We start from the raw sequence: 20,055 nt of genomic DNA, 5'->3' as shown, positions 1-20,055 counted from the left end.
AACTATTCCCCCCTTAATCTCTAAGTTCTTTGCCAGTTATTTCTAAGAAAACATCATTTAAAGTAGGCAGTTCAGAGTATATTTTTCCAAAATCAATATTATTGTCATTTAAAAACTCAATAATTCTAACTATATTATTTTTACCTCTTTTAGACTTAATAACTAGAGTGTTTTCTCTATATTCAGCTTTATCCACCGTGGATAATTCTCTCAACTTATCTAAATCGCTAGTGGATAAATTAAATATTTCTACTGTGATTTTCTCTCCAATTTTAATCATAGACTTTAGTTCCTCTTTTGTTCCAAGCGCCACGGTTTTCCCGTTGTCTAGTATGGCTATTCTGTCGCAAAGTTGCTCCACTTCTTCCATATAATGAGTGGTGTATATAATAGTTGTCCCTTGCTCATTCAGCTTTTTAATTCCAGATAGAATATTATTTCTACTTTGAGGATCAACTGCTACAGTTGGTTCATCTAGAATTAGAAGCCTCGGTTTATGGGCTATACCACAAGCTATATTGAGCCTGCGCAAAAGCCCTCCGCTTAATTTCTTCGGATAAAACTTTTTATAGTCATTTAGTGCAACGAAGTCTATAGCTTCCTCTACAAGTGCTTTTCTCTTAATTTTATCTGCTATATAAAGTCCACAAAAATAATCTATATTTTCGTATACTGTGAGTTCCTCAAAGACAGCCACATCTTGCATAACAACCCCAATATCCTTTTTAATATCATAAGCATCAGGTCCCATGGTCCTTCCAAAAATGCTTATTTCACCCTTATCATATTTTAACAGTGAAAGTATGCAGTTTATTGCGGTAGATTTTCCTGAGCCGTTAGGTCCTAGGAGGCCAAAAATTTCTCCCTCTTTAACTTCTAAATTTAAATGATCTAATGCTAAAAGCTCCTTGTATCTCTTTACTAAATTACTAACTTTTACTATCATAAAATTCTCCCAACCTTTCACCCAATTTTAATTTGAATTGTTTTTATCTATAGATATATAGTACGTCTTTATGGTATGATTTGTAAGTGTATATAATCATTATTTGGGGTGACAAATGTCATATAGTAATATGACACTAGGCCAATATAAAATAATTTTAAAGGAGGATTCAATGGGAAGCTAGGATAATAAATTCTATTTCCATTGGTAAAAGAATGCTTAAAATTGTAGATAAATCAGTTATATTTCTCTGTTGCACAAGTATCTATCTATTGGAATCAGCTCATGGCTTATGGATTTTGCCAATAATTTTAGCATTAACAATAAGCAGCCTAAGTAGCTATCTTGAAAGCAAATCGATACATATGTTGTTTTTTATTATTTACAGCATACTATGTGTGTTTTTTAGTGAATTCTTATTATTTATTCCATTGATTTTATATGATGTTATAGGTCACAAATTTCGCTTCATTTATCTCTTCACCCTTATATTAATAATAAGCAATCAAAGATATTTATCTCATAGAGTTGTTTTTATAACACTTGCCTTTATCGCATTAACTATACTCCTAAAGCTTCGTACCAATTCTAATTCTGAGCTTAAAGAGGATTATATGAAGTTTAGAGATAAGACTTCAGAACTTTCTATGCTCCTTCTGCAGCAAAAGGCTTCTTTAGTAGCCAACCAAGATTATGAATTAAATCTTGCCACATTAAGTGAAAGAAATAGGATTGCAAGAGAAATTCATGATAATGTGGGTCATATTTTATCAAGGTGTCTTTTGCAAATTGGAGCTCTAATTGTTGTTAATAAGGATGCTACTATAAAAGAAAGCCTTAATTCAGTTAAAGATACCCTGTCACAAGGTATGGATAGTATCAGGACAAGTGTACATGACCTTCATGATGATTCTATAGATTTACATGACCAAATCTATGCGCTTACAAAAGAATTCTTATTTTGCCCTATAAAGCTTATCTACGACATTAGCGAAAATCCTGATAAAAAAGTGAAATATTCGTTTATATCAATAGTTAAGGAAGCCATATCTAATATAATTAAGCACTCCAGTGCCACAGAAGTGTGTATCACCCTTAACGAGCATCCTGGTTTTTATCAGCTTATTATAGGGGACAACGGACTTGTAGAGGACTATATTACTGAAAAGGGTATTGGCATTAGAAATATACTAGATAGGGTTACCGCTCTAAATGGTAATGTTAATATAAATATTGATGATGGGTTTAAGATATTTATCTCAATTCCAAAGGAGGTTAAAAAATGAGGGTCTTAATTGTAGATGATGATAGATTAGTCTGTGTCTCACTAAAAGTTATATTAGAATCGGATGAGGACATAGAGGTGGTTGCTTTGGGGTATAACGGGAAAATGGCAGTAGAGTTATATGAAGACCTATTGCCTGATATATTATTAATAGATATACGAATGGAGATAATGACAGGGCTTAAGGGAGCAGAAATAATACTTGCGAGCCACAAAGAGGCTAGAATACTATTTCTTACCACTTTTCTAGATGATGAATACATTATTAAAGCTTTGAAAATAGGCTCCAAGGGTTATCTCTTAAAACAAAACTTTGAAAGTATCATCCCTTGTTTAAAAGCTGTACAAGCAGGTCAAACAGTTTTTGGGGATGAAATAATAACTAAAATTCCGTCTCTAATCACAGAAAAAAATAAACTTAAGTTCTCTGATTTTAATATAAATGAAAAGGAGTTTGAAATAATAGCTAAGGTAGCTGACGGCTTAAATAATAAAGAAATATCCGAAAAGCTTTATTTAAGTGAAGGAACTATAAGAAATTATATTAGCACAATACTAGAAAAGCTCAGTCTACGTGACCGAACTCAATTGGCAATTTTTTATTATAAAAACAAGTAGGGTCGAACATTTTTGTTTTAATTTAAAATCTGTTATTTTAAATTATCTTGTAAAATGATATACTATAAATTGTGTTTTATAATAAACGTACAATAAATTAAGTAATGGAGAGATGAAAGTTGAAACAGAAGAAAAAAATTATTTTGATTGTTTTATTTCTAGTATTTTCGATAAACTCGAATATTTTTGCCGCGGATATAGATGGCACTACTAATTTACCAACAATATATGGTAAAGCAGCCATCACTGTAGATGTTGCAACTGGAGAAATAATTTACGCGAAAAATGTAGACAAGCAAATGTATCCAGCCAGTACAACAAAACTAATGACAGCACTATTGCTGGCTGAGAACAAGAAAAAAACTGATGGTATGAAATATACTGAAAGTGCAAAATCTCAGCCAGCCAGTTCACTAAATGTTGATGTAAATCCAATCGGACTCGATGAAAACATGACAAGTGCTGACGTAATGGATGGACTTTTAATGTATTCAGCAAATGATTTGGCCTATATGATTGCGGACAACATTTCAGGAAATTCTACAAATTTTATGAAAATGATGAATGATAAAGCAGCCAAATTGAACATGACAGGAACTCATTTTGTAACTCCTAATGGGCTTCATAGGGATGATCATTACACTACACCTTATGATATGAGTATACTTTCTAGAGCCGCATTTTCAAATCCTTGGGTGAAAGAATCAATGAGTAAAAAGCAAAATACTATATCAACATCAAAAGGTACAACGTTTAAGATTGAAAATACCAACAAACTTCTTGGGGAAGATGGTTGCATTGCTGGTAAGACAGGATATACATCACAAGCAGAGAGATGTCTTGTAACATTTTATGAAAGAAACGGAAGAAAAATTATGGGAGTTGTTTTGGGATCAGTTATGAACGCAGGTGACACTTATGTTTTTAATGATATGAAAGAAATAATTGATTTTAGCTATGACTTACAGCCAACTATATTACATACAAATAATTCTGTCATAAAAACAGAAACATTAAAATACAAACCCCTTGGTTTCTTTGGGCCAGAGAAAACTGTTAGTATACCACTAATAGCTAAAGAGGATGTTAGCTATTATAACAACGAAGCAAATAAAAAAGATTTGCAGGAAAAAATAAGCATAACCAGTATTGAACTTTCTACTCTTAAAGAAAATCAGAGTATTGGATCCTTAATATTAACTGAAAAAGGGAAAGTTAAAACGTACAAGCTCTATTCAACAGTTTTCAAAGCAGATTTAGTCAAAAATGATATACCTTTATATTTTGTGGCTGCTGGAATATTTATTTTATTTATAATAGGAATAGTAGTTACAATAGGAATAATTAATTTAAATAAGAGAAAAAGAAAAAGAAGTAGAAGCAAATATCGTAGGTAGGAATGACCCCCAGGGGTCATTCAAAAAAAAGGAATGCACACAATTGTGGCATTCCTTTTAATATTATTATTTTAAATTTATATTTAATTAAAGGGGGACTCTAATTAAAAAATTAAAAAAAATCAAGTACTTTCTATATACTTATAATAACAACTGAATGTGTCATCAGAATGGCTAAATTAAAAATTAATTGTAAATTTAATAGGAAATGCAATTATTTTATTAATCCTTCCGCTACATTGACTATAAAGTCTTGGACATTTGTAACTAAGGTCTTAACTTCTAATGTTCCTCTATCAGATAATTTGTTAACAGAGAACTCTTGTATATCTATAGAATATATGTAAACTGGTCTAACAACCCCATCTTTTACGGTGTAAGAGGGAGTCATATTTCCGGCAGCTATGGTATGAAGTACTGTTGATAAACATATAAGCATAGTTGCCGATCGTGTATGTTTTCTCATAGCATTTTGAGATTCATACACATTATCATAAACACCGGGCAAGGTATATCTATCTCTGATACTACCAGCAAGTACTACAGGAACATCATTGTCGTGACATGCTTTTAATATACCATCTTTAACTTTCCCTGAATTTATAAGTTCTTCTATTGAACCTGCGCGTCTGGCCTCATTTATAGTTGCAATATAGTTATAATTAGCATTTTCACGAGACTCATAAGTCTCCTGACCTGATACTGTTTTAAACATTGCATTTTCTAAATCATAAGTAGCCAGGGTATTTCCAGATAAAACAGCTTGAGCATAACCATTTTCTACCAGCGAAGAAAAGGCAGCTCTTGATTTATCATCTAATGCAATTGAAGGCCCTAGAACCCAAACTATTTTTCCATCATGTTCTTTTTCATATTGCATAATTTCATATAATTCATCGTAATCTTTAGAGAAGGCCGTTTCTCTTGATCTACCACTTCTAAATGCAAAGGTATCAGCATCTGTATCCTCAGTAACAAACCCATTAGTGTACATATATATACCTTCACTTGCATCTTCAGTTCTTCCAATGACAACTTTATCGCCAAACTTTAAATTTCTAAATTCCACAACATTTATGTTACCATCGGTGGTAACAACTGCAACACTGTCCATACGGCTCTCATTAGCTATTACCCATTTTCCATTAATCTTAAAATATTCAGGATATATTGATAATGCATGATAATTTTTATGGGTAACACCATCTTTAATTACTTCTTCCAGTTTGCAATCTGGAGCATTAGCAAGAAAATCTTGTGAGAAATCCGGCGGTGTAAACTTTGGTAATTCAAAACTCATTTAAAATCTCCTCCTACTAAAATAATAATGTATATTAACGCAAGTTTTTTTGAAGATTAACCACAAAATCTTGAACATTAGTGACTATTGTTTTAACCCCTATGTATTCTCTGGCAACGGATACTTGATTAACTGCATATTCAGCAATGTCTACAGAGTAAAAATATACCGGTCTTACTTTTCCATCTACCAATCTATAAGATGAGGCTAAGTTTGCAGTTGCTACTGAGTGAAGAACCGTAGCAAGACAAATTATTACCGTAGCTTTATCTGTTTGCTCTTTCATAGCATCAAGGCCACAAGATACATTATGGTAAACCGGTGGGAGTGGACCATCATCCCTTATAGAACCAACAAGAACTATAGGGATATCCTTCTCTATACAGGTTTTCATAAACCCATCTTTTATGTTTTGTTCATTTAGTAGTAATTCTATAGAACCCGCGCGTCTAGCCTCATTTATTAAATCTAAATGGTTATAATGTCCCATAAAAACTGATTCTTGAGTATATATATTTTGACCTAATGCTGTTCCGAGAAGTCCACCTTCTAAATCATGGGTTGCCATAGCATTCCCAGCCATAAGAGAATTTACATAACCGTTTTCAGCAAGCTCGGATAGTGCAGCTCTAGTATCGTAATCAAAAACCACAGCTGGTCCTAGAACCCATACTATATGTCCATTATTTTGTTTTTCATATTCTAATAATTCATGCAGTTCTTCATAATCCCTTGAAAATGAAGATTCAACAGAGCGTCCTAGGCCTACATTTGGTAAGTTATCAAATCCGCTAGTATACTTGTATATACCTTCGCTTCCATCCCCAGATTTTCCTAAAACAACTTTGTCGCATGCTTTAAGGTTTCTAAACTCCACAATTTCTACGGTGTTGTTATCGCGAGCGACAGCAACACATTCTATAGATGTTTGGGTTGGAAGCACCCACTGCCCTTTAATTTTAAAATATTCAGGCGATATAGAAGTTATTAAGAAACCTTTAGGAGCAACTCCATCTTTTTTGACTTCGCTTATTCTAACGTCTGGTGCATCAACAAGAAAACTCTGCGAGAAATCTGGTGATACGAACTTTGGTAATTGAAAACTCATCTTAAAGTTCCTCCTCTAGTGTAACGTATTTAAAATAATGGTTGGATTATTTTATAAAATACAATTCATTATAACTAATAATTATATAAAGATAAAGCATAAGTAAAACTTTTGGCTTTAATTATACCGTTTTTAGTTTAATATTTGTGCTTTTGTACATACTCTCTTAATATGAGATGTATTTTATAATTTAAAAGAAGAAAGAGGATTTTAATGAAAAAAGTTAAATTTAATGAATTAGGACTTAATGAGTTTGTACTCCATGCCATACAAGATTTGAAATTTGAATGCCCATCTGATATTCAAGAAATGAGTATTCCAATTGCATTGGAAGACTTTGATATTATAGGTCAAGCTCAAACTGGTACTGGTAAGACATTAGCTTTTGGGGCACCTATTATAAGCAAAATGGAAAAACCGACAGGAAAGGTGCAAGCAATAGTTTTAGCTCCAACAAGAGAACTTGCTATTCAAGTAGGAGAAGAGCTTAAACGAATTGCAAAATATGAAAGAATTAAGATTTTACCCATATATGGAGGACAATCTATTGACATACAAATATTAGCTCTAAAAAGAGGAGTAGATATTGTTGTGGGAACTCCTGGAAGAATACTAGACCATATTAGAAAAGGTACTCTAAAACTAGGAAATGCTAAATTCTTAGTTTTAGATGAGGCTGATGAAATGTTAAACATGGGCTTTATTGAAGACATTGAAAGTATTTTAAGTAACCTAAGTGATGATAGACAAACCATGCTTTTTTCAGCTACTATGCCAAGAGCTATTAGAGTTTTGTCAAAGAAATATATGAAGACAGATACAAAAATTATTTCAATAGAGAAGAAATCTATGACTGTTTCTAAGACGCACCAATATTATTATGAAGTAAATCCAAAGACTAAATTTGAATCGCTTTGTAGAATTCTTGATGTTGATGCTCCTAAGACTTGCATAATGTTTTGTAAAACTAAGAAGGGAGTAGATGATTTAGTTGATGCATTACAACCTAGAGGGTTTACTGTAGAAGGTATGCACAGTGATATGAATCAAAGTCAAAGAATGAATACTCTAAAAAAATTCAAAGAAGGTAATTTGAATTATTTAATTGCAACAGATGTAGCTGCAAGAGGAATAGATGTGGAAGATGTCACTCATGTAATAAACTATGATTTACCAGAAGATAGTGAATCCTATGTCCATAGAATTGGAAGAACTGGCAGAGCAAATAAAGAGGGGATAGCTTATAGTCTTATTACAAGAGGAGAATCCGCTACTAAAAGACAGATTGAATGTGATACTAAAAGTGTAATTAGTAAAAAAAATGTGCCTACTATGCTAGAGATTTTTGCGGCAAAATCAGAAACAATTTTAAATTCTATAAAATCAACATTAGTAGAAAATCTATATAATGACTTCATTCCTTTAGGGAAAATTCTCACTAAACAGTTTGGTGCTGAGGATGTAGCTGCTTCTTTAATAAAAACTATTTTTGAAAGTGGATTTAACTATAATTATACAGAAGAGGTGGCATCAACAGGGGATAATGTTAGACTATTCCTTTCTATCGGAAAACTGGACGAAGTTATGAGTAAAGACATTATATCTTTCTTATGTGAGACTGCTAATGTTAATAAAAATGAACTTGGACCTATTGATATTTTAGACAAATTTTCTTTTCTAGATGTACCTAAAAAGCTAGTTGATGCTATTCTAAAAAATAGTTCAGGGCAGAAGTTAAATAAAAGAAGAGTAAACATAGAGGTCGCTAAAGCTAGAAGGTAGTAGAATAAAAACTTAAACTAATTAAGTATAAAATTAAAAGACAAATTGAGGATATGTTATAACCTCAATTTGTCTTTTGTTATTAATTAGCTTCTTGCAAATATTTCTTGGAACTCAACTGCTTCAAGTTTTTCTCTTATTAAAAGCTCTTCGGCAACTGCATTAAGTTTACTTCTATTTTCAGTAAGAATTGTCAATGCCTTTGTATAGGCTACATCTATAAGTTTTTTTACTTCTACATCTATTTTGTATAGAGTTTCCTCACTAAAACTTTTGCTTTTACCCATGTCTCTTCCAAGGAATACCTCATCACTACCTGAACCAAAAGAGATGGGTCCGAGAGTATCACTCATACCATAATCCATTATCATTTTTCTTGCGATTGTTGTTGCTCTTTCAATATCATTGCTTGCACCAGTACTTATATCTCCAATAACTAGTTTTTCCGCAACTCTACCACCTAATAGTCCTACAATCTCATCTTCTAGTCTTGACTTAGACATATATGATCTGTCCTCATCTGGAAGACGCATAGTATATCCGCCAGCCATTCCTCTTGGAACTATACTTATCTGGTGAACAGGATCTGAATTTGGAAGTAAATTCATTACAATTGCATGGCCTGCTTCATGGTATGCTGTAAGTCTTCTATCAGCCTCAACTATCACTCTGCTTTTCTTTTCGGGACCAGCAATTATTCTTGTAACTGCTTCTTCAAGTTCTTCCATTCCAATAAGCTTTTTATCTTTTCGTACAGCTAAAAGTGCAGATTCATTCATTAAGTTTTCAATGTCTGCACCTGTAAATCCAGGTGTTCTCCTTGCAAGTACACTAAGTTTAACTTCAGGTTCAAGATGCTTATTTTTTGAATGGACTGCCAAAATTTCTTCTCTACCCTTAACATCAGGAACACCAACAAGTATTTGTCTATCAAATCTACCTGGTCTTAGTAGTGCTGGATCAAGTACATCTGCTCTATTTGTAGCTGCAATCATTATTATTCCTTCATTTTCTCCAAAACCATCCATCTCAACTAGTAGTTGGTTTAATGTCTGTTCTCGTTCATCATTTCCGCCACCAACACCTGCACCTCTTTGTCTACCAACAGCATCAATCTCATCAATGAAAATTATACAAGGTGAGCTCTTTTTTGCTTGATCAAATAAATCTCTTACTCTAGAAGCTCCAACTCCTACAAACATTTCTACAAAATCTGAACCTGATATGCTGAAAAATGGTACTCCAGCTTCCCCTGAAATAGCTCTTGCAAGAAGTGTCTTACCAGTTCCTGGAGGTCCTATAAGTAAAACTCCCTTTGGTATACGAGCGCCCATGTCTATATATCTTTTAGGTTGTTTTAGAAAATCTACTATCTCTGCAAGTTCAGCTTTTTCTTCATCTGCTCCTGCAACATCATCAAAACTAACTTTTTTATTGTTAATAGGATCTACAAGTTTTGCTTTGCTTTTACCAAACTTCATTACACCGCCACTTCCACCTGCGCCCTTGGATTGTTTCATGAATATAAATCCAAAGCCTACAAGCATTAATATGAATAGTAAATTAGGAAGAAAATTTAACCACATTACCATACTGGATGGTGCTAGGTACGTTTCTTGAATAGGTGGGTTCTTTGGATTGTCTTTAATAAACTGAAATAATCTAGCAGAGGGAACAATTGTTTTATATGTAGTTCCATCTTTTAAAGTCCCAGAAACGGACATTTGATCATCTTCCACCACGAAGCTTTTTATAGTATTATTTGTCCAATTGGTTTGAAATTGATTAAAATTAATAATTGTTGAAGTCTGATCTGGTTTAGCAATCATAAATACTGCAATAATAACAAAGATTATAGCCCAAACAGCAATACTTGATTTCTTTTTCATCAGAAATCACCTCTCTTTCTAAATATATAGTAATTTTTTTTACTTTCTTAGTTATCCACTTATTATACACTTAAGCCTACTAAAAATTCTACTAAAAATTGTACTGATTTCAAAATAGGCTGTAAAATATTATTAACTAGTGATAAAGTAGTCAATAAATTATCATACTAGGCCATTCTTATCCTTTATAAGTAAAAGTATATCATAGGCAATAATAAAACACAACAGTTTCAGAACTGTTATGTTCAGTTATGTTGAAAAAATGCTTGCATTGTGATATATTTATGAAAACAGAGAATGGAGGCTAGGGGATGGATATAATAAATAAATCCGATTTCATTGATAATTTTGAAGGAAAAGTCCTAGGTAAGATTGGAAGACCACTAGATAAACAACGTGATATAGCTATTCTAAAATCTGCACTGGAGCTGGTAGCAGAGCTAGGGTATGATTGCGTCACCATGGATTCCATTGCATTAAGAGCCCATGCGGGGAAAGCTACCTTATACCGCAGATGGAAATCTAAACCCTACCTTATAGCAGAAGCCATAAGATTCATGATGCCCTGCGTGCAGAAGGTTGATACGGAGCGCTGTGGAGACAATCTAAGAGATTATTTGTGTGAATCACTTAGCAAATATTTTGGGATAAGAGACGGTGTTAGGCAAAAGGTAATGCTGTCCATAGCAATAGCAATAAACAGGGATAAATTATTATCAGAAGCTATCCACTCTAATTGCATAAAGGATGGAGCATGTGTATTTAGGGATGCCATAGAGTGTACCATAAATAAGAAATTAGATAAGGAGCAATTGAAACTTCTCGCAGATGTGGGGCCGGCATTATTATTTTATCAGCTTATAATTACTGGAAAACCCATTAAAATGAGCTATATAGAACATATTGTTGATCATTTAATAATTCCACTTATAGAACTGAATAAAAAATAAAGAGGTAATCTTGAATAAATTTCAAAGCAATAGCCATAGAAAAATTCCTCTATTAGATAAGATAGGATATGGGTACGGAAACTTTAGTACGGGTATTTCCAGTCAAGTAAAGAAAGTTATTTAGCACTTAAGAACCCCATGCATTTATGCGTGGGAGTTTTAGGTATAGGTTTTGTATTAGTTCAATGCCGACCTTTCAATTCAAGCTGAGAGCACTGTAATTATTCTTGGTTTAATGCTAAGTGTAGGCTCGGGGTTAAGCTTTATAGCAGCACTTATAAGCATCTCAGGCTATAATCTTAATAGATCCAGCATTGAGGAGATTCAAAAAAAGATTGCTGCAAAATTAAATTCCTAGAATATTTAAATCATCTCGTTGGAAACAACAATGGGATGATTTTATGTTTTTGATTATTAAAGTATTTTTTTATATAAAGTAATTGGAAGTCAATGTAGAATGGTAGGGTGTGGAAACTTAAATAATTCATATCATGTTTTTATAATAAATGCTCATAATTTCCAGTTAAAAAAGGGAGCTCCTTTTGCGAACTCCCTTTTAATATATAATATATTTAATTTTGAACTAAGTCGAGTTTAGTAATTATTTTTAAATTGAAGTATTGTTCTATGTCTTTTACATATATTAAAGACCACTTACTTATAAATTTGTACTAACCTCTAAAAATTTAATCTGAACCAATGGACTATCCCCTTTCTATTAGTAATTTTTTTAATTTATCTAATGAAAGTTAATATCTGAGTGGAATCACTTCCACTACTGTGCTGATTTAAATTTTGTTACTTTGTTTATAATTTAATAATATCATAGGAATAGATATTTGTAAACAATTATATTTAAATAATAATTAATATTATGTGAACACGTAAAAAATAATAACTACTAATACAGTTATGAGGAGAAATTTATTATTACTGGTGAAAAATATGGATTGGTTTTTGGTGGTGGCGGAGCTAAAGGTGCATATGAGATAGGTGTTTGGAAAGCTTTAAATGAATTGAAAATTGATGTAGAAGTAGTTGTTGGAACATCTGTAGGAGCTTTAAATGGCGCTATCATGGTACAAGGTGACTTTGATGTAGCTTTAAGCATGTGGACTGATATGACCATGTGTAAAGTAATTGATATGGGACAAGAAGCGAATTTTTTGGAAGAAAAAAACTTAAGAGTAGCATCAATTATTAATATTATAAAAAGTTCACTATTATTAGGTGGCATGGATGTAACCCCCTTAAAAGACCTATTATATAAGGTGATTGATGAAAAAAAGATAAGAGAATCAAAGATTGATTTTGGTATTGTCACTTTTTCTTTAACAGATTTTAGTCCAGTAAATATATTTATAAAAGATATTCCAGAAGGTAAACTTGTAGATTATTTACTTGCTAGTTCATGTTTTCCTGCATTTAAATCCCAAATGATTGATAATAAACGATATATAGATGGTGGCATATATAATAATATCCCAATTTCACTAATATCAGAGAAAATAAAAAATATAATCGTGGTAGACGTATCAGGAGTAGGGAGAATAAAAAAAGTTGATACAAGTAACAATAAAATTATTTATATCAAGAATTCTCAATATTTATGTGGAATTCTTCAATTCGAACCAGAAACAACTAAAAGTAGTATAGAGTTTGGTTATTTTGATACTCTTAGGGCTTTTTCAAAGACTAGAGGGAAAAGGTATTATATCCAAAATTCTGAAATTTGCAATATAAGTGAAAATATATATATTGATTATATAACAGAAAATGAAATCGGAAAAATTTATGAATTTTATGGTGCTAATAGTAAAAGTATTAATCCCACTATTATAAAAGCTATTAAATTTAGACTACTAAGAAATATAAGTAAATATGCAGATTGTGAATTAAATAAGTATAATATTTTTATTGCCATGTTGGAAATATGTTCAGAATGTTTGGAAATAGAACGAGTGAAGTTATATAGAATAGAAGAATTAATTGATCAAATCATGAAAGAATATGAAAGTTATAAAAATATAAAATTGGAAACAAATATTGTAAGTTTACCAAATAAATTGTTTAGCATTAATAAAGAATTGGTATACTATAACCCAGATTTAAGGGATATATCAATTTCTACTATTAATAAAAGAAACATAATTGCTATAAGCCAGCCTAAATATTCAATAGCGAATTTATTTCTGTCATTACTATTATTTAGAAGCATTCAATAATATTTTAGAATAGTACTTCTTAGGTATACAAAAGGAGTATAAAGAGTTTTATCGTATTGTTAATCTATACATACAATTGTAAGCAAATATTACAAATATTGCTTGTATTTACCAATTATGTTTTGTACAATATAGATGTAATATTTTGTAAATATTAATGGAGGGGGAAATAATGAAAAAAACATTAGTAACAGTTTCCTATGCATTAACATTGATAATGACACTTTCATTTGTAGCAGGCAATACAAAACAGGGAAGGTTTGGTGTGGATGTTGTTTCAGCAGCTACATATGTAACACCAACAACACCAGTAAAAGTACCAGTAAAAACACCCACACAAACAACTATATCTAGTGTAGCTTTGACGTCATTAAATGTAACTCGTATCTTCGCGCTTGGCTCATACGGGGATGAGGTTAAAAGTATACAGAATGTGCTTAACACTCTTGGGTACAAGATTAGTGTTGACGGTAGCTTTGGAAAACTTACCGAAGCTGCCGTAAAAAATTATCAAGGACAAAATAGTCTTTGGGCTGATGGAGTAGTAGGTCCAAGTACAGTGGCAAGCTTAAATGCAAAAGTAGCTTCACTAATAAAACCAGTTACATCATCTGTACCAGCTATACCAGCTAAGCCAACGACACCAACAACTACGGCAACACCAAAATCCATAAAGGTTTATCAAGGATTAGGACATAATGTAGCCTTTAGAAACGGTCCTGGCGCTGACAGTGAAAAGGTACCAGTTTATAGTTTTACTGTTGGTATGGCGGATGTTAGCTTCGATGCTAATGGAAGAATCCTAGGTGCTTATTTAGATGCCTACGAAGTTTCCACTCCGAATTATGATGGGGAATCAATGCCGCATTTTTCAGGATGGCCTGATAAAGAAGGATATAATGTAACAGACCATAAGACAGAAAAAGTATCTGGTGTATCTAAAAACACAAAGGAATCAGCAGCTGATGAAGTAAGTGCATGGGAAACAAAACGTCAACGTGGAGATAGCTATGGTATGAATCTAGCTAATGAGTGGTATAAGCAAATGAATTTCTACCAAACATTCTTTGTTGGTAAAACTATCCCTGAATTAGATGCCTGGTTTGCAAAGAATACAACTGCAGCTGGTCGCCCAATAAAAGCTAATACAATTAAGCAAGATGAAATGGATAAATTAGCTAAGCTTACTGTTAAAGAAAAGGCTGATCTTGCAGATGTGGTTTCCGGTGCTACTATGTCACTTAATGATGCTCATGGAGATTTCTTAGGTGCGATTAAAGATGCCTATAAGAACCGTGTTGAAGTAGTTATACCAGTTAAATAAGTTTTATAAACTTATACTTTTAGATATAGAGCAAGTATATTAATCAGCCCCCTATCTCCACCTTCCTTGTATACGCAGGGAAAGATGAGATGGGGTTGATTTGTTTTGCACCCCTTTTTTAATATAGTACCGAATTCTTTATCCGTTATAATAACTGGTATAAAGATTTACCTATCAAGGAAGGTAATGCACTGTTTCCAATAGGTTATGAACTTAAATACTAGACAAAAATCAAAGGAATACATATAATTATGGCATTCCTTTGATTTTTATTGTTTATTATTTTCTTTTTAAGGGTAATATTAAATTTATATCTAATTAAAGGGGGGCTCTAATTAAAAAAAATCAATTACTTTCTATATATTAATAATAACAATTCTATGTGTCAGTAAAGTGACGAAATTAAGAACTGTTTGTAAATTAAATTAATAAATATCTCAATTTTTTGTCAAGATTTAATTTTTCACATAAAAGATTAACGTTGTAGATAATAATATATATTATATAACAATAATTATCATTGACTGAGGGGTATATTTATATTATTATATGATTAAGAGATTAAACAATTTAATGGTAGCAAATGTGGCTGCGGAAAGCTAGAAAACAGTTAATAGGAGTGATACCATGAGAAATATAATAGAAGTTAAGGATTTTGTAAAGAAATATGATAAATTTACAGCAGTGGACAATGTATCATTTGAGGTAGAAGAAGGAAGCATTTTTGCATTTTTAGGCCCAAATGGAGCAGGTAAAAGCACAACCATAAATACACTGTGTACCATATTTGATAAGACCTCAGGAACCCTGATCATTGATGGGAAAGACGTTTCCCATGAAAAGGATGAGGTTAGAAGTGTTATTGGGGTTGTTTTTCAAGAAACCACATTGGATAATAAAATGACCGTTCTTGAGAATTTAATTATGCATTGTCATTTTTATGCTATCCCCCAAAGTGAAGTCAACGAGCGCATCCAATTTGTTTTGAATTTAGTGGATTTACTGGACTGGAAAAAAGCAATGGTAAGCAGTCTGTCCGGTGGTATGAAACGGCGTGTGGAAATAGCTAGAGCGCTTCTCCACTACCCAAAAGTATTGTTTTTAGATGAGCCAACCACGGGTCTTGACCCTCAAACAAGGGCTCACATGTGGGATTATATTGTAAAGCTACAAAAGGAGAAGAATATTACCATTTTTCTAACAACACATTACATGGAGGAGGCAGAAATTTGCAGCAAGGTTGCCATTATGGATGCTGGTAAAATCATTGCAATAGACACTCCTTATCATTTGAAACAACAATATACAAAGGATAAAGCAAATATTACAACCCTTGACGAGCAAGGGTTGGAGGAACTGCTGGACATCGCAGGGTTTATATATAAGAAAAAAACCGGATATTATTCAATTGAAGTTAATAGTTTATCCAAATTGATGGACATAATAAGTGAGCAAAAGGGGTCCATAACAGATTTGGAAATTAAAAAAGGAACATTGAATGATGTATTCTTAGAAATTACCGGAAAAGATATAAGAAAGTGAGAAATTTATGGATATTATAATAGCACTATGGTTTAGAAATATTAAAATTTTTGCTCGCAATCGTGTCCAGCTTATTTTCACTATTATCATGCCATTCTTCTTTTTATATGTGTTCAGTTCAATATTTAAAAATGACAATATTGAAAATCCAGTAAACTATATGCTGGCCGGTATTGTGATAACGACAGTATTTCAAACCTCACTTACCGTTGCCACTAGCACCATCGAAGATATTGTTTCGGGATTTATGAAAGAAGTATTAGTAAGCCCAGTTAAACGAATCCAGATTGCCGCTGGTCAGCTATTATCAGCAGCAACAATAGCAACACTGCAAGGTGTTATTATTCTCTTCATAGGTTATTTTATAGGGCTTAAATTCACATCATGGGTAACACCATTTGCGGTAATTGGTGTGATGATTGTGGTTGGGCTTGTATTCTCGGGACTCGGATTGTTTTTAGCTACTCTGGTTAAAAATTCACAAACATTCCAAGTTGTAATAACGGCGATTACAATGCCACTTACATTTCTTTGTGGTGCATATATACCGCTTTCATTGTTACCAAAAGTATTGCAATATGTTGCTTATTTCAATCCCATGACATATACAACAGCATTTTTTAGAACCATCATACTGGAAAAGACATCTTTAACAACGAGTCAATTGGTAGAGCAGCAGCTTGCGTTTAAAATAGGAAGTTTTGTAATTACACCTCCTATCAGTATGGTGATTGTAATCATTTTCGGGCTCATATTTTTACTGTTATCAACTTATGTTTTCTCAAAGGTTGATTTTTCAACAATTAATCGCTCAAAAAGTAAAGAAGGGGATATATGGAGTTAGTAACAATTGTGCTAATTTCACCTGATAAGTTGAAATAGATTAAGCTCTAGATAATACTTTACTAGGGTTTCCCTATATGCTAAAATAAAGCGCAAGAACATATAACAAGTGGTATTGAAAGTGATTTTAATAATTTGTTTATTTTCTTAAGAATGGGGGAAACAATATGAAAGCATTATCATTATTTGCTAATATAGGGGTAGCTGAAGCATATTTAGATGATATTGGAATTCAGGTAGTTTTGGCAAATGAAATTGATAAAAAACGATCAGATGTGTACTCATATATATATCCCAATACTGAATTGATCTGTGGCGATATAACCGATGAATGTACAATAACCAATATTATTAATAGGGCTAAGACATACGGGGTTGATGTAATAATTGCAACACCACCATGCCAAGGAATGAGTACAGCAGGCAAACTTGAAGAAAATGATGTGAGAAACGAATTAGTTACATATGCGGTTAGAGTCATAGCCGAAATAAAGCCCAAATATGTAATGCTAGAAAATGTACCAATGCAGCTTTTAACAAAAATCAATTACAATGGTACGATGACATTAATACCCGAGTATTTAAAAAAAGAATTGAGTGAGGAATACTTGTTCGAGTCCAAAGTAATTAATACGTGTAATTATGGTGTTCCACAAACTAGGGAGCGAGTTATTTTCTTATTAACAAGAAAAGACCAAGAAAATATATGGAAGATTCCTCAAGAGGAGTTGAAAGTAAAAACATTAGAAGATGCAATTGGTCACTTGCCACGATTAGATCCATTAATAAATGATATTGATTATGATGAGCACCTTAGGATATTTCCGGGTTATGAAAAGAATAGAGAAATAGCATTAGCTTATTCATCATGGCATACACCGCCATCTCATGTTTATAGGCAAGTAATTTCAATTATGCATACACCTACGGGACAAACAGCTTTTAACAACATTAAAGAGCAATATAGGCCACTTAAAAAAAATGGTGAACCTGTGCATGGATATAAAAACACCTATAAACGGCAAAGGTGGGATGTTCCAGCATATACGATAACAACTTATAATAGAACTATTAGTTCCCAAAACAATGTTCATCCTGGAAGATTCATGGGAATGGACAAGAATGGGGATGAGATATATTCAGATCCAAGAGTGTTAACAGTATATGAGATAATGCTAGTGATGAGCTTGCCTGAAAACTGGAATATTCCTAGGACTGTTTCAGAAAACTTTATAAGGTCAGTTATAGGGGAAGGAATACCACCTCTATTCATAAAAAAAATATTTAAACAATTGATTTAGACAAGGAGATTGAAATGTTAAAAGGATTATCATTATTCGCAAATGTTGGAATAGCAGAAGCATATTTAGAAAGTATAGGTGTGGATATACTTATTGCAAATGAAATTGACGTGAAAAGAGCAAAATTTTATCAACATATATATCAGAAAACTAATATGATAGTTGGAGATATTACTGATGAAAACATAAGAGGTAAAATTATAAATGAAGCTAAAGATAAAAATGTAGATTTTATTATTGCAACTCCACCATGTCAAGGAATGAGTATTGCAGGAAAAATGGAAGACTTTGATAAAAGAAATCAGTTAGTGCATTATGCAATTGATGTAATTAAACAAGTTAAACCTAGATTTGTATTACTTGAGAATGTTCCAAGACAGTTAAAAACAAAGATAAAAGTTGGAGATGAAATATTGCTTATACCGGAGTACATTAAAGCCGAACTAAGTGGAGAATATAATTTTAATGAAGAAACCCTTGTGAAAGCCATGAATTATGGAGTACCACAAATGAGAAAACGAAATATTTTCTTGTTATCAAGAAAAGATACAGGAATACATTGGGAATTTCCAGAGAAAAAGAATATTGTTACATTAAGTGAAGCTTTAAAAAACGTACCATCTTTAGATCCAATTCTACGAGAAGGTGAAGAGTTAACATTGGAAAAATTTCCTGATTATTTGATTAAAAAGAAAGAAGGTGGAAAGGTTTCTAAATGGCATTTTCCACCTTCACATTCTTGGAAAATGGTTGAATGGATGGTTCATACACCAAGTGGTTCTACTGCATTTGATAATGAAATATATTACCCTCAAAAGGCAGGAGGGGTAAGGATTAAAGGCCATTATAATCATTACAGAAGACATAATTGGAATAAACCTTCAAGGTCTATTACCCAAAATAATGGTGTTATTTCTTCATTAACATGTGTACACCCGGGATATCTAATTTCTGATGACTGTACAGAAGAGGGAAGAAGATACTCTGACGCAAGAGTATTTTCTATTTATGAATTGATGATAATAACTTCACTGCCGCTTGATTGGGACATACCAGATTGGGCAGGAGAAACATTTATACGTAAAGCTATTGGTGAAGGAATACCATCACTCTTAGTAAAAGAAATTATGTTGGGATTAATTAAACAACTATAAAATTGTATTAAAAGAAATATTATAAAGGCAATAAATGCATAATTAGCATTTATTGCCTTTATATATATGTATAAGTTTTATACGAATTTGCTCGCTATAAAGAATGATTAGTACAGTAAGCTACAGGCGAATTAGTCTCCATAGAATTCTATTTAAAAATTATTAGAAAAAGTATAGAAAGTTTGTTGACAAAACAAGAAATACCTAGTAGAATAGTAGAAGTCGTCACATGATGACAAAACAAGTTGGTCTTTGAAAATTAAACAGAGAAATAGGTAAAATAGCGAAATAATATTTCGTTAGACCAGTTAATTACTTTAGATAAAGAAGTAATTTTAGTCGTAAGACTAAAAAGTATGTAATGAGCTTGAGTAACAACTTAACAGTTGTC

General features: G+C 32.3%; 15 protein-coding genes. 11 read left to right on the top strand and 4 right to left on the bottom strand.

From position 1 onward, the window contains the following. Positions 1–13: 13 nt before the first annotated feature. Positions 14–946: an ABC transporter ATP-binding protein gene (locus tag KPL51_RS20125; protein WP_216165655.1), complete on the bottom strand. Its 933-nt coding sequence runs from the start codon at positions 944–946 to the stop codon at positions 14–16. Positions 947–1,560: 614 nt separating this feature from the next. Between KPL51_RS20125 and KPL51_RS23735 the strand changes: the two genes are divergently transcribed. The 3 genes from KPL51_RS23735 (at position 1,561) to KPL51_RS20110 (ending at position 4,246) form a co-directional block, all read left to right on the top strand. Next, entirely contained in the window at positions 1,561–2,232 is a 672-nt protein-coding gene (locus tag KPL51_RS23735) for a sensor histidine kinase (RefSeq protein WP_224854588.1), read from the top strand. Continuing rightward, positions 2,229–2,849, top strand: a complete 621-nt coding sequence (locus KPL51_RS20115; protein ID WP_216165651.1) for a response regulator — start codon at positions 2,229–2,231, stop codon at positions 2,847–2,849. The genes KPL51_RS23735 and KPL51_RS20115 overlap by 4 nt, the downstream gene beginning before the upstream one ends. Positions 2,850–2,968: 119 nt before the next feature. Then, complete coding sequence (locus tag KPL51_RS20110; RefSeq protein WP_216165649.1) at positions 2,969–4,246, top strand: D-alanyl-D-alanine carboxypeptidase family protein; 1,278 nt, start codon at positions 2,969–2,971, stop codon at positions 4,244–4,246. 214 nt (positions 4,247–4,460) lie between these two features. On the opposite strand, the gene KPL51_RS20105 is transcribed toward KPL51_RS20110, so the two are convergent. Together KPL51_RS20105 and KPL51_RS20100 are read right to left on the bottom strand one after the other, a co-directional pair. Further along, complete coding sequence (locus KPL51_RS20105) at positions 4,461–5,546, bottom strand: putative NPN-dependent ornithine cyclodeaminase (protein WP_216165647.1); 1,086 nt, start codon at positions 5,544–5,546, stop codon at positions 4,461–4,463. Positions 5,547–5,580: 34 nt separating this feature from the next. Then, positions 5,581–6,654, bottom strand: coding sequence for a putative NPN-dependent ornithine cyclodeaminase (locus KPL51_RS20100; RefSeq protein WP_216165645.1), 1,074 nt, complete (start codon positions 6,652–6,654; stop codon positions 5,581–5,583). Between the two features lie 213 nt (positions 6,655–6,867). Between KPL51_RS20100 and KPL51_RS20095 the strand changes: the two genes are divergently transcribed. Then, positions 6,868–8,436 carry a DEAD/DEAH box helicase gene (locus KPL51_RS20095; RefSeq protein WP_216165643.1) on the top strand — a complete coding sequence of 523 codons (1,569 nt, stop codon included), beginning with the start codon at positions 6,868–6,870 and terminating at the stop codon, positions 8,434–8,436. An 86-nt stretch (positions 8,437–8,522) separates the two neighbouring features. Here KPL51_RS20095 and ftsH read toward each other — a convergent pair whose 3' ends face one another. Further along, positions 8,523–10,325 (bottom strand): ATP-dependent zinc metalloprotease FtsH, encoded by a 1,803-nt coding sequence (ftsH, locus tag KPL51_RS20090; RefSeq protein ID WP_216165641.1) that lies wholly within the window; start codon positions 10,323–10,325, stop codon positions 8,523–8,525. 311 nt (positions 10,326–10,636) lie between these two features. Here ftsH and KPL51_RS20085 point away from each other — a divergent pair, with 311 nt between their 5' ends. The 7 genes from KPL51_RS20085 (at position 10,637) to KPL51_RS20055 (ending at position 19,664) form a co-directional block, all read left to right on the top strand. Beyond that, positions 10,637–11,275 (top strand): TetR/AcrR family transcriptional regulator, encoded by a 639-nt coding sequence (locus KPL51_RS20085; RefSeq protein ID WP_216165638.1) that lies wholly within the window; start codon positions 10,637–10,639, stop codon positions 11,273–11,275. Between the two features lie 950 nt (positions 11,276–12,225). Further along, positions 12,226–13,500 carry a patatin-like phospholipase family protein gene (locus KPL51_RS20080; RefSeq protein ID WP_216165636.1) on the top strand — a complete coding sequence of 425 codons (1,275 nt, stop codon included), beginning with the start codon at positions 12,226–12,228 and terminating at the stop codon, positions 13,498–13,500. Positions 13,501–13,672: 172 nt separating this feature from the next. Beyond that, on the top strand, positions 13,673–14,824 hold the full coding sequence (locus KPL51_RS20075) for a peptidoglycan-binding domain-containing protein (protein WP_216165634.1): 1,152 nt from the start codon (positions 13,673–13,675) through the stop codon (positions 14,822–14,824). A 627-nt stretch (positions 14,825–15,451) separates the two neighbouring features. Beyond that, positions 15,452–16,366 carry an ABC transporter ATP-binding protein gene (locus tag KPL51_RS20070; RefSeq protein ID WP_216165632.1) on the top strand — a complete coding sequence of 305 codons (915 nt, stop codon included), beginning with the start codon at positions 15,452–15,454 and terminating at the stop codon, positions 16,364–16,366. 7 nt (positions 16,367–16,373) lie between these two features. Next, positions 16,374–17,210, top strand: coding sequence for an ABC transporter permease (locus tag KPL51_RS20065; RefSeq protein ID WP_216165630.1), 837 nt, complete (start codon positions 16,374–16,376; stop codon positions 17,208–17,210). A gap of 166 nt (positions 17,211–17,376) precedes the next feature. Beyond that, positions 17,377–18,510, top strand: a complete 1,134-nt coding sequence (locus tag KPL51_RS20060; protein ID WP_216165628.1) for a DNA cytosine methyltransferase — start codon at positions 17,377–17,379, stop codon at positions 18,508–18,510. A 14-nt stretch (positions 18,511–18,524) separates the two neighbouring features. Then, positions 18,525–19,664 carry a DNA cytosine methyltransferase gene (locus tag KPL51_RS20055; protein ID WP_216165626.1) on the top strand — a complete coding sequence of 380 codons (1,140 nt, stop codon included), beginning with the start codon at positions 18,525–18,527 and terminating at the stop codon, positions 19,662–19,664. Positions 19,665–20,055: the final 391 nt, after the last annotated feature.

This window comes from Clostridium bowmanii (assembly GCF_018861315.1).
In the GTDB taxonomy this organism is placed as follows: Bacteria; Bacillota; Clostridia; order Clostridiales; family Clostridiaceae; genus Clostridium_AD; species Clostridium_AD bowmanii.
This window is presented reverse-complemented; position numbering and strand designations above follow the sequence as displayed.